At 43.4% G+C, this 13,566-nt stretch carries 8 protein-coding genes and 1 tRNA gene; 1 reads left to right on the forward strand and 8 read right to left on the reverse strand.

Translation table 11 applies throughout. The features are described 5' to 3' along the window. Nucleotides 1–90: 90 nt before the first annotated feature. Both ACQKFO_RS13300 and ACQKFO_RS13305 read right to left on the reverse strand, forming a co-directional pair. Nucleotides 91–690 carry a 3'-5' exonuclease gene (locus ACQKFO_RS13300; RefSeq protein ID WP_148995360.1) on the reverse strand — a complete coding sequence of 200 codons (600 nt, stop codon included), beginning with the start codon at nt 688–690 and terminating at the stop codon, nt 91–93. 245 nt (nt 691–935) lie between these two features. Then, a tRNA-Arg gene (locus ACQKFO_RS13305) sits at nt 936–1,007 on the reverse strand. A gap of 601 nt (nt 1,008–1,608) precedes the next feature. Between ACQKFO_RS13305 and clpP the strand changes: the two genes are divergently transcribed. After that, a complete protein-coding gene (clpP, locus tag ACQKFO_RS13310) occupies nt 1,609–2,205 on the forward strand; it encodes an ATP-dependent Clp endopeptidase proteolytic subunit ClpP (protein ID WP_113969137.1) in 597 nt (198 codons plus the stop codon). 135 nt (nt 2,206–2,340) lie between these two features. Here the strand turns inward: clpP and ACQKFO_RS13315 are convergent, their stop codons facing one another. The 6 genes from ACQKFO_RS13315 to ACQKFO_RS13340 are packed head-to-tail and all read right to left on the reverse strand — an operon-like array spanning nt 2,341 to nt 12,866. Next, nucleotides 2,341–5,217 carry an ATP-binding protein gene (locus ACQKFO_RS13315; RefSeq protein ID WP_427599222.1) on the reverse strand — a complete coding sequence of 959 codons (2,877 nt, stop codon included), beginning with the start codon at nt 5,215–5,217 and terminating at the stop codon, nt 2,341–2,343. Next, entirely contained in the window at nt 5,204–5,575 is a 372-nt protein-coding gene (locus tag ACQKFO_RS13320) for a response regulator transcription factor (RefSeq protein WP_427599224.1), read from the reverse strand. The genes ACQKFO_RS13315 and ACQKFO_RS13320 overlap by 14 nt, the downstream gene beginning before the upstream one ends. Before the next feature lie 2 nt (nt 5,576–5,577). After that, entirely contained in the window at nt 5,578–8,811 is a 3,234-nt protein-coding gene (locus ACQKFO_RS13325; RefSeq protein ID WP_427599226.1) for a hypothetical protein, read from the reverse strand. Beyond that, a complete protein-coding gene (locus tag ACQKFO_RS13330) occupies nt 8,808–10,220 on the reverse strand; it encodes a glycosyltransferase family 2 protein (RefSeq protein WP_427599228.1) in 1,413 nt (470 codons plus the stop codon). Before ACQKFO_RS13330 ends, ACQKFO_RS13325 begins: the two co-directional genes overlap by 4 nt. Then, nucleotides 10,217–11,260, reverse strand: a complete 1,044-nt coding sequence (locus ACQKFO_RS13335) for a HEAT repeat domain-containing protein (protein WP_427599230.1) — start codon at nt 11,258–11,260, stop codon at nt 10,217–10,219. The genes ACQKFO_RS13330 and ACQKFO_RS13335 overlap by 4 nt, the downstream gene beginning before the upstream one ends. A 4-nt stretch (nt 11,261–11,264) precedes the next feature. Next, the gene (locus ACQKFO_RS13340; protein ID WP_427599232.1) at nt 11,265–12,866 is read right to left on the reverse strand and encodes a diguanylate cyclase; all 1,602 of its coding nucleotides are present in this window, start codon (nt 12,864–12,866) and stop codon (nt 11,265–11,267) included. Nucleotides 12,867–13,566 lie beyond the last annotated feature (700 nt).

Genomic DNA, 13,566 nt, shown 5'->3' on the forward strand with positions numbered 1-13,566 from the left:
ACTGGCAGGGTGTGGGTATTCTCCACCCATCTCAACATTATACTTTTAATATATTCGGTAGAAGCTATAAAAAATGCGCCCCAAGTTGTGTTATTTAGCAGATTTACTTACTAATGAAGAGCGATAGATGCCTTCGGATATTTCTCCCGGTTTAATTCGAGTCTTATTGTAGAGAGAATCAAAGTCCGTAATCTTGTACTCTTCTGCTAGCTTTAGCATTAATTGAGCGCATGCTTTAGCATCATCTGCAGCATGATGGTGATTATCTAATTCGATTCCAAAATAAGTACATATAGATGATAGCTGATAGGCAGGAAGACCTTTCACCATTTTTCTGGACATTTGATATGTGCAGAGAAATTGGTTGTATACGGGCTCCATTTCATAACGAGCTAAATTATCCCTCAAAGCGTATCCATCGAAGGAAAGATTATGAGCAATCATCAACTTATTCTCTATTTTTCCCTTGATAGAATGATAGAAAGCATCGAACGTCATCGCACCTTTAACATCTTGAGGTTTAATTCCATGTATTCTAATATTAAAATGATCAAATTTCTCTTCTGGATCGATTAATTGATAAATTGAATCAACAATTTCTCCATTTTCTACAAATACCATTCCGACTGAGCATATACTGTGTCTTGCACGATTAGCCGTTTCAAAATCAAAAGCTACAAAATCTTTCATTCCAAGCCACCATCCCGGTTTTAGATTATTCTTCTTTTCTATACTCTAACTATTCTGGTGCAGGGCGAAACACCTTCTCGTAACTTTCCTATGTATCTAATTCAAAACCGATCCGGCACTTCTTCAAAATAGGTATATTATTGATTATACAATATACTAAAAATACCCTTAATATCAGGAACGAAAAAAGATGCCTCCACAAATTAAAAACTTGTAGAAACACCTTCATATCAGTATTACTGGTACGCCCTCGGAGGGAATCGAACCCCCATCTCAAGAACCGGAATCTTACGTGCTATCCGTTGCACCACGAGGGCATGAAATGAATAACCGTCACGAATATATATTATAAGCTAGAAAATACTTGTTTGCAATATTTTTATTCTTTAAGCCCTAACCTCATAAATGGTTGTTTCTTAAAGATGTGAAAGTTGATTGGAGTTCCTTTGTAAATAGTTTGATTTGCATTAGAATCTGTTCTTCTGTTTGTCTACCCTTATAATTAGTCATTCATAAAATAGAATCACAGAGTGGATTGAAGCGGAAGGCAATTGACTCCTGCGGGTAATAGAGGAAAAGTCGAGACCCCACAGGGCAGCGCCCGAGGAGGATCGACTTCCTCCCCGCGGAAAGCAATTGCCTGCAGCGGAAAGGAACGGTCTTTGTTTTCACGCCGTAACTTATCAAAAGGTGGCTCCACTTATTTTTAAAGGAAATAAACTTCTACTGCAACCATAAACTTTACAAACACTCTCCCGTTTAAAAAAGGAATGAATGGGTATCATGTAGAAAGGATTTATATACAGGGGAATAAAGGAAGCGTTTAGTTTGACCTTTATTGACCATGGGTGTATGATTACAGTACAAAGTGAATAAGTAATTCAGAAAAATAAAAAGGATTTCTAAGGAGGAACGAGGATGAATTTAATTCCTACAGTAATTGAACAAACAAACCGCGGTGAACGTGCTTATGACATTTATTCACGTTTATTGAAAGACCGTGTAATCATGCTTGGAAGCGGTATTGATGACAATGTGGCAAACTCCATTGTAGCACAACTTCTATTCCTTGAATCTGAAAACCCGGAGAAGGATATTTCGATTTACATAAACTCTCCTGGTGGAAGCATCACGGCGGGTATGGCAATCTACGACACAATCCAATACATCAAGCCTGATGTACAAACGATTTGTATCGGTATGGCTGCTTCAATGGGTGCGTTCCTTCTTGCAGCAGGTGCAAAAGGCAAGCGATTAGCCCTTCCGAACGCTGAAGTGATGATTCACCAGCCACTTGGTGGAGCTCAAGGTCAAGCTACAGAAATCGAAATCGCAGCGAAGCGTATTCTATTCCTTCGTGAAAAACTGAATCAGATCCTGGCTGATCGCACAGGTCAACCACTTGATGTGATTTCAAAAGATACAGATCGCGATAACTTCATGACAGCTGAAAGAGCGCTTGAATATGGATTGATCGATCGCATCATCACTCGTAACGATATGAACAATAAGTAAACATACTGAAAGCCCCTTGCCGGAATCCGGGAGGGGCTTTTTTTCTATTGAATGTTCGTTTCATTTGGAATAAAAGAAAACCTTCTATTTACCCCCTCAAAAAAAGAGGCTTCCGTCACCGAAAGCCTCTCTCCTTTATTCTTTTTCAGCTTTTTTCTCACAAACCGGAATCAGAATCTCACCGTTCATCCCTTTTTTCAATAAGAGATGCAGGATTGTCTTGGATAGCCTGCTGGGGTGATAGGGTTTCACCAAATAATCATTGGCTCCCAGTGTGAGTCCTTTTTCTTTCTCATCTAAAGCGGAGGATACGATGATCGGGACTTGGGAAAGCTCTTGATCCGCTTTCATCTTTTCTAGTACATCCCACCCCGACATGCTTCCTTCAAGCATAATATCGAGGACGATGGCATCTGGTTTTTCCTCTTGCATTTTTGTCAGGGCTTCAGTTCCTGACGGTGTGTGCTGCACCTTGAAACCGCTGTCGGACAGCTCGGCTTTCAAGAGGGATGCCAGATTGATATCGTCTTCAATGACGATGATATTCATTCCATCACCGCAATTCTCATCCTCTTTGAAGGTTTCGATGGTCACGATCGGCAAACGTATGGTGAACATAGTCCCTTTTCCTTCTTCCGATGAGATAGCGATGTCCCCCTCATGAGTTTCGATGATCTCCTTCACGATGGTCAAGCCCAAGCCGGTACCGCCAATTCTTCTCTGGTCAGAATTGTCGACCCGATAGAATTTCGTGAACAGATTTGGAATGGCCTCCTGCGGTATGCCGAGCCCTTCATCACGGATGTCTATGAGAATGGACTCCTCTCCTTCACGGAAATGGATGGTGATAGTGCCTCCATCCGGGGAATACTTGATGGCATTACTGATCAGATTGGTGAATGCCTGGGACAATTTGTCTTTATCCCCAAGAACGATCGTACAGTCCGTGTCCCTGGCGATATTAAAGGAATGATGAGGTGCGTTTACCTTCTGGGTATCAATCACATGCTGCATGACCGGGACGACATCCTCGTACTTCTTCTCAAAGGTTTGACGTCCGGACTCCATTCGCTGGACATCCAGGAAATCATTGATGAGAGACGTCAATCGCTTTGCTTCTTGATAGATCGTCGTTAAATATTTCTTCGTTCTTTCCGGTTTCAACTCCTTGGTCAGCATCAGCTCCGTAAAACCAAGCACACTTGATAGAGGGGTACGAAGCTCATGGCTGACTGTACTCACAAACTCTGATTTCATTTGATCGACTTCGAATTCTTTCGTGATATTCCTGTGTACAAAGATTGTCCCTATCTGCTCGTCTCCACGATAGAGGGTTTCAGAGTAAACCTGGAAAACTTCTTTACTATCCACCAGGTGATAGGTAAGGAGATGCTTACCTATCTTCCTCTCTGTCACAATCGTTTCATAGTACTCATCCAGTTTCTCTTTATCTTCGACCCGATCAACCAGTGCTTGCTTCCAGGTTTGATAGTCTGCTTGCTGAAGCTCGTCTATCTTCCCTTGAATCAATGCCGATAATTTCGTATTCATTAATAAGTTGTTGCCATCCTTATCAATGAGTTGTATCCCCTCCTGAATATTGTTGAGGATATCCTGTGTCAGTTGACGATTCGTTTCGGATTCTTCGAAAAGGTATATTTTTTGCAAAGAGATGGAAATTTGCTTCCCTAAGCTCGAATATTCCTCTAATTCCTGCTTATTGAAATCATCTCCAAATCGACTGAATACCATGATGGCTTCCACCTGGTGGTCGACGGAAAGGATAGGTAAGAATAAATCATACGAATAAAGGGTTTCTTCGTGATATCCTTTTTCCGATGGCCTCATCTCCCGTTTAAGTGAGAAGGGCTCTCTCGAATCAAACAACCTTTGATGAATTCCATTGTAGATATACATCAAGAACTGACTCGCACCACTTTCGGAAATGCCAAACGTCGCATTGGACTTCTGATCATCCATCAGAACGATCATACCCCGGGAAGCCCCCATCACATGACTCATGCTTTTGACAATGCTCTCTAAAACCTCTTGTTTATTCAGGGTACTTGATATCCCATGAATGAATTCATTTCTGCGCTCCAGCTGAGACTCACGACTTTTCGTCATATTAAGCAAATGTTCAAGTTCTGATTGCTGGGATTCCAACTCATCCTGCTGAGCGACCAACTCTTCATTTTGGGAAAGGAGATGCTCCTCCTTTTCCTGAATTTTATAAATCATCTTTTCGAATGCCCTGGACATCTTACCGATTTCATCTTTCCGTTTGTTTTCAAAAGACCATTGCTGATAGACTTCATTTTCAGCAATTTGTTCAGCGGCTGAAGCCACCTGATTTAGAGGCTGACCGATTTGTTTTGCAATCATTCTCATCATTCTCATAAGAACAAGAAGCATGAGAAAAACAAAGAGCACAAATGCAGTTTGACTTAAGGACTCTTTACGTTTCAATTCGTCATAAGCATTTCGCTTACTTTGTTCAATGGAGTCCGCATACATATTGAGTTGCGTTTGAAAGGTTTCAATTGTAGCTGTTGCACCGTCTGCCGATGCCTCCTTCACAGCCTCGCTATCCCCCTTTTCGAAATCGCTGATGACACTTGGCACCATTTCTTTAAAATAAAGAGTTGAAAATTCCTCTACATCTTTAAGGAAGCGTTGATCTTCAGGTTCTGTTTCTAATCCTTTTAACTTCTTTAACGTGTCATCCACTTTTTTCTCTTGGTCAAAAATACTTTCTTTGAACCCCGGCCTCCCAAATGCGAGATATCCCCTCGCATCAAAGAAAGCCTTTTGAAAGTCTCTATCCAATTGTTCAGCCACGTCTTCTTTTTTATTTAACTGATCCCTCTGAACCTGGTACTCAGTTGTAATGGATTGATCATACAGGAACAAACAGGCAGCACTAATGAAAAAGATGACGATAAAGCCGCTCATCAATCCTATGAATTGATTACGTAGGCTCGTTTGAAATAATTCTTTAATTCTCTTCATTCAATATTTCCTCAATCCGATGAACGAGTTCTAGTGGACTGTACGGCTTTGCAATGAAGTAATCGGCCCCTGACTTCAATACGAGATCCTTATCCGTTTGCTGACTTTTAGCCGACACCATCATGATTTTCACATCACTCTTTTCAGGTGCGTTTCTAACTTTTTCAATTACTTCCAGACCTGTGAAAAGAGGCATCATATAGTCAAGAAGAATGAGGTCATAGTCATTCTCCATGATTTGATTGATGGCTTCTTGACCATCGGCGGCTTCATGAAGCTCATGACCTTCATCTTCCAGTGTATCCACCATCAACATCCGGAGCACTTCTTCATCTTCAGCAATTAATATTCTCGCCATTTTTATTCTCCTTCTTTTTCAAAAGCTTCTTTCATTTCGTAATAGGACTGCTTTAATCGCTCATGGGAAACCGGTTGATCCCAAGGATTCCAGGAGTAAGGGTAAAATTGAGTGGAATCCATCAACCCGCCTTGACCCTGTTGCGGATAGGTGAATTCTTTTTCTCCATCCTTTTCATATAAGCCGATATGAATGGATTCTATGGTCGTCGTACTATCCAATCCTTCATCCGACCATATGTCTCCCATTGCTTCTTTCAGACTGGGATCCTTCATGTTTAGCAGCTGCCATGGTATTCGGATTTCGTAGCGGTTATCTGATGGATTGACACTGATATCGGTTAACGAGTCATATTCCGGGTCCCCCGGATTGGATGTTCCGAACTGAAGGATTCCTGTTTCATAGGATTGGAACGGAATGTTTTTCCCTATGACGTCCAATGATTTATTCAATGTCAATCGAATCGGATGATAGAATCCATTGTTTTTCTGCTTGGCATAAGCTTCCTCTTCAATCATATTGAGATCATGCCCGTAGTGATAGTGGAATGTATCATAATAGCTGTCAATCCACAGGCGGGCTTCCTTCTTACCTTTAATCTGAAGGACAAAGTCAACACCTGATGAGGTGACATCCGTTTCCTCCAGGATAGTCGATTGCCCCTGCCCTTTGATTGTATCGAATAGAAGATAGGTTTCTTTATCCTCAGAAATTGTATCTGAATCAACCCGAACATATACATAGCGCTCGTCGCTTGTTACAAACATGCTGTGCCCATCCTTTTCAAAAGCAGGCTCTACCCTGTTAAAGGCCCAATCATCAGGTCTCCCGTCCACGTGTATCATCGAAGTTTTGTCAGTCCCGGGATCAAAGCTCAACATTCCGAACTGCTGCTCATTGGTTTGGGCATTCTGCCAGAAAGGTCGTCTGTCAGGATTGTCATAGTCCATCGTATTCCAAGTCCGTTTGAACCACTCATCCTGCCATGCGAACACCATCCCGCCTGCCATTTTCTCTTCTGAGATATCCTCGAATAACCGGCGATCAATTTCACCCTGTTCTCTCTCTGAATGATGTCCCTGGTCCATCCCGTAGACGTTCCGGTGAGTGAGTCCGCGGGATCCCGGGACACCGAATTCCGCTACTACCAACGGCATGGAGTGGGCTTTTTTCATGTCATTCAAATAGCCGGCATAGTTGTTCTTTTCCCCGCGATGATCGATATAATTGACATACTCGGGGTCATAATTCAAGAAATCCGGATAGTACGGATATATGTGGTAGGAAGCGAACAGTCCGGTGTACAATTGCCCGGTTCCTTTCATGACGTTCGGATCCACGGAAACCATATCTTCTTTCTCCAGGGGTTCACTCGGATGATCCAGGAGATCGGTGGTAACCCAGTTCGTGAAGCTTACAGGTCTCTGCCATTGATACGTATCGGTTTCATATGCTATCCCTTCGTTCATTCTTTCGGTCAGCCATATTTCAAAGGGCTTGGCGCTTTCTGTTTGAATGTATTCCCCGCGAAAATCTTCAAGTCCATTATGCTTTTCATTTGTAGCTGACACAACTTCCGGGTCCCACTCCACTCCGAATATCCACCCAAGGACGTAAGGAGAAATGTCATACGTATACGAACCGGAAGCATGCCCTTTTCGCTCTGGAATCTCTGCGTTTCCATGAACCAGATCGATGGTTTTCTTGATTTCTTCCGAAAATTCAACGGTGTTTTCCTTTGCGAAAGCGTCCTCCGACTTCAGGAATATTTCTTCATTCACCCATACTCCATGAAACAAGTAAAGTGGTTTTTCTGCCATTTGATTGTACTCGTAAAAGGCTTCATAAAAGGCAGGCGGATGAATGGTGTAAACCCGGAGCGAGTTGGCATTCATGGCGCCGATTTGTTTGAACCATCTCAAATATTCTTCTTTCGAAATCGCTGTTTCGCCTGGGAATGAACCAGGCTTTGCGATTCCCATGTTGACCCCTTTGATAAGGAAGTCTTCCCATTTTCCATCCTGATGGACTTGAATGTAGTCGGATCCAACTTTCCCTGCAAGCTTCAGACCATTTTCCGAGATGACTGAGATGGGTTCGACCACATTCTTGTCCTTTCCTTTTTGAATTCTCTCAAGAATCGCCTTCATCATCGGACTGTATGCCTTCCAGTAAAATTGGGACATGTTATCCGGACTGGATGATTCCGTCCATTTTCTCCAAGTTGAAAATCCGACGGTTTGATAGAGATTGGGCACATCAGCCTGATCCGCATAATCCCCACTGAAATAGTAGGTGTCGAATTGCCGGTTCTCACCATGAATGACGGCAGGGAACGTCACCGGAAGATTCAATGCTTTAAGTGTGTCTTTCCCGCTATTGGATAAAGACAATGTGTAGTTCGCCATCACCTCATCAGGATTGATGGCTTCTACGATGTCAAACCAGTACGAGTATGGGACATTGATTTCTTCACCGATGAAGCCTTCACCTTGCTCGGTTGTTGAAAAGACCACACCTTTTTTCCCGATATCTTCTTTGTCTAAAATGACCAGTTGATCATTTTCGTCCACGAGTACGTATCCAGGACCTGTGAAATGATATGACTCATCATACTGGTTTTCATAATTATCCCGGACCCATTGGGGCACTTCACTGTTTTCAAGCTTCGGAAAATATCTCCCGATCCAGCCCGACCACTCCAGATTGAACAAGGAATAAAATTTCTTCCTCGTTTCTTCAGTGGTAGGCTGTGCCATGGAATTGAACTCGGCAATCAACGTTTTCCCATCGTTCATCGCCATGTCTTTTAAAACGTCCATATCACTATCGGTCAAGCCTCCATATAGCTTTGAGGAGCGCTGCCCCGATACATTCTTATGATGGAATTCCTCTTCATACACTCCATACGTGTCTGCTATGTAGACAGCATCGTATTTATCATAGGAGGAGGGGATATTTTTAATGTCATAGGTTTGATTGTCTTTCGGTACAAATCCAATATAGTCTGTTTGCAGCTCATACGGCTTCCCGCCTGACTGCACATATTTCTGTTGATTCAAAAGCCACATTAGCCCTTTATGTTCCCGGTAAGTGGTATCCGGAACCGTCTTATCGATGATGAGCAAATCCAGGTTCTGTTCTTTCTTCATCTGCCATAGCCAAAAAGGAGAAGAAACAATGAGGACAATGCTAATGATGAACAAGAGAAACAAATAGGATTTCAGCTTCGTCATTTTGACACTCCTTTTCTGGCCATTTCTCCCCAGCCCCTTTTTTTGCGGATCACGTCAAGGATTCCTTCGCAGCGCCATAAAACGGTCAGCGGACGGTACCATAATGTCTCGGTTAATGAATAGACGAAAAGCCTCCCGATGTCGGATGCTTTCGGATACTTTCGGACGGACCATTCTTCCAGGAGCACGGCGGCCATGGAGAGTATCGACCCATACAGGATCGAAAGGAAGAATAATAGAATCGCAAATTCCAGATAAACCCCGCCGAGAAATAGAGATAGAATCATAATCACATACCCCATCAATTCTACAACCGGGCCAAAAAATTCTATGATCAAAAAATATGGCATGGAAACCATCCCGATCGAACCGTACTTAGGGTTGAACAGAAGGCGGCGATGAATCCAAAGGCTTTCAAACAATCCCCGATGCCACCTGCTTCGTTGACGACGCAAGTATTTAAGAGATTCCGGCGCTTCCGTCCAGCTCACAGGATCCGGTACATACACGATTCTTTTATCTGCTTTCTGTTCCTTTACATACCGGTGGAGCCTGACGACGAGTTCCATATCTTCCCCTACTGTGTGGGAGTACCCACCCGCGTCCACGACCCAGCGTTTCGAGAATACCCCGAACGCACCTGATACGATCAGAAGAAGATTGTGCCGGCTCAAGCCGATTCTTCCCATAAGAAATGCCCTTAAGTACTCAATTACCTGCATCACGACAAGAGGCGATCTGGACAGGCCCACCTTCACAATTTCCCCACTTTCGATTTCGCATCCGTTGGCGATTCGAATGCTCCCCCCGGATGCAATGACCTCACCGTCGGACTCGACGATCGGTTTCATCACCTTCAGAAAGGCCGTCCGCTCCAGTACCGAGTCTCCATCTATGGAACAGAAATAAGGATAATTCGATACATTGATCCCGGCATTCAAAGCATCCGCCTTGCCTCCGTTCTCCTTATCGATCACCAGTAGATTCTTGTACAGCCTGGATTGGTAAACACCCTTAACCTGCTGTGTATCCAGCTGCTCTCGAATCACCCATTTGATCTTCACCAATTGAAAGGATTCCACGAGCTTTTCCATGGAATCATCCGTTGAACCATCGTTGATGATAATGATTTCGTATTCAGGGTATTCAATACTGAGCAATGACCTTACCGTGGCCATAATTCCGACTGATTCATTGTAAGCAGGGACCAGTATGGAAACCGGCTTCGTTTGATGGAGATGTAAGAGCTCTTCGTATGGCTCCCAATCATCCAGTCCATAGGTTTTCCTTAATTGAAAAAGGGAGATCACGAGGAGAATCGTATAAAAAGAGATGACAAGAATCATATAAATGAGAACAAACCATCCAACAGACATCAGGATACTTCCCCACTCTGCTGTTACATTCATGAAACCGCCCCCCTTTCCAACCACTGCTCTGCCATATCCCTGGCATATTCATCTTCTGAATGATCAGCTATTTCCCTTAACACATCTTCTCCGTTTTCCAGGCGCAAGAGTGATTGAGCCGCTTGAGAACGAACGTAAAAGGACGGGTCACTCATAAGGTCCGTTAAGTAAGGAGTCAATTGCTGTGAACGGATGTACTCACATGCCTTAATGGCCATCAGCCGCTCCTGCCATGAATCTGCACGCAGGTGAACGGAAAGTCGCTCAACATCAAGATAAAATTCCATGCCCACCACCGCCTTCAAAGCGCGGACCCTTATTTCCGTGGAGCCGTCTTCCAATAGTCTTTGAAGGAAAGGTACGTGCTCCATTCTGTTCCTTGCCCCGATCGAATCGATAAGGGCAAACCTCAACACTTCAGGCAGTTCTTCAAAAACATGAACCAATGGCCCGAACTGCTCTTGCCTTAACGCGTGAAGCAAAAGACTGTATTCAAACTCCGTCAGTTCATGCTTCGGATCTATTAATCTTGAAACCAGATTTTCCTCCTCAAAGAGCGCAGCTATCTTCAAAAGTTGGATTTCTTCGGCCTTGGTTATATTTTTGGAAGCATGAAGCTCCCTCAACGGTTTTACCATACTCTTCATCTTAAAATCCTGTATCCAATAGAGGGCATTCATCCTGATACTCCATCTCCTGTGTCTAAGTTGAGAAAGGATAAACGATTGAAAGTGCTCTTCTGCAAATCCTTGTAATCGTTCTTGAATGTCATCAGAGGCAAACATTTTTGAAAAACCGGCCAGTAATTCCACTAGTGCCCTGATCTGCAAGGGGGAGCGATCATTCAAACTTTCACTCTTGACCCCTTCATGCAGAAATTGAAAGAGTGCTAACTGATATTCTTCTTTATACTGCTCGATATGCGCCCGATTCTTATTATCTATTGTCTTCTTTATCAACAAGTACAGGCACAAACCCGCTAACAGCACCAGTAGACCGACTAACACAATAAAAAAATAAAAAAGCTCTTGCGAGAACACTGATCTATCTCATCCTTTTCAGCATTTGTCCTAAACGTGCCTCAAGCTCGAGTAGTTTAAAAGGTTTCGTCATATAATCATCCGCACCAAGCTGGAGTGATCTTGAGATGTCCCTTTCACTCTTCCTTGAAGTAAGCATCAATACTTTGTAACGATCTGAATCACCCTTTTTACGGAGCTGCTCCAGTACTTCCAGGCCATCCATCTTCGGCATGACCCCGTCCAGAATCACAAGACAAGGATCTTCCCTATGCCAGTCCGACCCTATAAATGCCGCTCCATCTTTAAACGTCTGGATATCGTACTGAATATGCTGTTCGGAAGGCAGCTTCGACACAATATCCTTCATCACCGTCCGGATGATGGGATCATCATCTACAATGGCAATTTTCATACGTTTATGGGGAGTATGTTCACTTGCTTTACTATCCATTTTCACAAGGTTCCTGCCACTGCTTTTCGCTTCATAAAGTGCATTGTCTGCAAGCTTCAGCCACGTATCAAACGGTTTCATCGGATCTGAAATTTCTGCCACCCCCGCCGAAAATGTGCAGGAAAAGGACGGATTCACCTCAAACACATATCGGCTGAACCCTTCTCGTATTTCATCTACAAACGAGCAGGCTTCTTTAAGGGATGTATTGGGGAATAGAATGACAAATTCTTCCCCTCCAAAACGAAAAACGATGTCCTGAATTCTGGTTTTGGACTTTAATTGTGATGCGAACTCCTTCAACACCCCATCCCCTACAAGGTGTCCGTACCGGTCGTTCACACCTTTAAAATGATCGATATCGAGAACGGCCACACAATATGAATCCCCAGTACGGGACCAGTCACTCTGAACCTGGGCATACGCCTGACTCAAATATTTGCGATTATAAACAAGGGTCAATTCATCGATCAACACGAGCTCTTCCATTTGCTTCTTTCGCTCCATCTGTCTTTCCACACGGACAATAAATTCATCCAGATCGAAAGGCTTAGGGATGAAATCATCCGCCCCCATCTGATAGCACTTCATTCGGACTTCCTTGCTATCGTCCACGCTCACCATGACCGTTGGAATAAACTGCTGCTTTAACTTCTTCTTGAAAAAATCCAGCACTTCAAACCCATTTGTCCCGTTCATATAAATATCGATAATGGCACAGTCCGGCCTTACGTCGTAATAAGACATGATGGCCTTTTCCGGGTTGGCAATCGGGACCACATACCACCCGACTTTCTCCAACTCTTCTTTCATGTACATGAGGAAGGATGTATCATCATCGATTATAAGTATGACAGGCTCTTCCCCTGTTCTACTTTGTTTGCCGGGGAATACTTCAGTGGATTCCTCCTCATAGTGATAACAGAATTGGATAATGTCGAAGAGCTCTTCCTTCACTTCTGCAATCGTCCACGACAGCTCTTCTTTTTCTTTGTACTGATCCATCAATTCCCGGGCACAATCCCCCATTTTATGTAATCCAAGAATCGAGGCAGAGCCCGCCATGGAATGGATGAACCGGTAAACTTCTTCATGGGGGATGGCTTCTGCTGCCTCCCATTCTTCTATTTTTTTTCGAATATTATTAAAGAAATGCTTTGTGTATTTTTCCATTCGGCATCGTCTTCCTTTATCGTAAACTTCTATATTTAATAAGGGTCTATTTGCAAAAAATTTTGTTTTGTAACATAAGATCAGCTAGGAGCACTGTCAACAAGCATGTGCTAGATGGTGAGGGGAACTGCTCCGCTTTCCGCGGACGTTCGGCCGAGCCTCCTCAGCTTCGCTTCCGGGGTCTCGGCACGACCGTACTTCCGCAGGAGTCTGCGCAGTTCCCCTCACCATCTATAAGGAAATTTCGTGACAAAGCTTAAAAGTGACAAAAACTATCTATAGAAAACGGACTACTGCTTTCTTTAAAAGAGGTCATTTATCATGGTAGCATTGTTTGTTTCATTTGATAGATAGTTAGATGATCCACCGATCTATGAGTTAACATTAAATTTTCTTTTACTCCTTTGTAGATAGTCTGTTTTGGGAATAAACGATCAACTTATCTACAATAGGAGAATTTTTTTCGTTTGTGTATCCATACTTATAGCAGTCAGAATGTAATAGCACAGAGTGGATTGCAGCGGAAGGCACTTGACTCCTGCGGGAGATAGAGGAAAAGTCGAGACCCACAGACGGAACGTCGAGGAGGCTCGACTTCCTCCCCGGGGAATCTTGTGCCTGGAGCGGAAAGGAACGGTCCACGTTTTCACACTACCTCTCCTCTAAAATAGAAATTCACTTTTGGAAAGTTATACAAAGC

Source organism: Rossellomorea sp. NPDC071047, assembly GCF_050270195.1.
Lineage (GTDB): Bacteria > Bacillota > Bacilli > Bacillales > Bacillaceae_B > Rossellomorea.

Excerpts from the sequence above, each read along its gene's own strand:
- ACQKFO_RS13300 (WP_148995360.1), bottom strand. The coding sequence starts at position 690 with ATGAAAGATTTTGTAGCTTTTGATTTTGAAACGGCTAATCGTGCAAGA.
- clpP (WP_113969137.1), top strand. The coding sequence starts at position 1,609 with ATGAATTTAATTCCTACAGTAATTGAACAAACAAACCGCGGTGAACGT.
- ACQKFO_RS13315 (WP_427599222.1), bottom strand. The coding sequence starts at position 5,217 with ATGAAGAGAATTAAAGAATTATTTCAAACGAGCCTACGTAATCAATTC.
- ACQKFO_RS13320 (WP_427599224.1), bottom strand. The coding sequence starts at position 5,575 with ATGGCGAGAATATTAATTGCTGAAGATGAAGAAGTGCTCCGGATGTTG.
- ACQKFO_RS13325 (WP_427599226.1), bottom strand. The coding sequence starts at position 8,811 with ATGACGAAGCTGAAATCCTATTTGTTTCTCTTGTTCATCATTAGCATT.
- ACQKFO_RS13330 (WP_427599228.1), bottom strand. The coding sequence starts at position 10,220 with ATGAATGTAACAGCAGAGTGGGGAAGTATCCTGATGTCTGTTGGATGG.
- ACQKFO_RS13340 (WP_427599232.1), bottom strand. The coding sequence starts at position 12,866 with ATGGAAAAATACACAAAGCATTTCTTTAATAATATTCGAAAAAAAATA.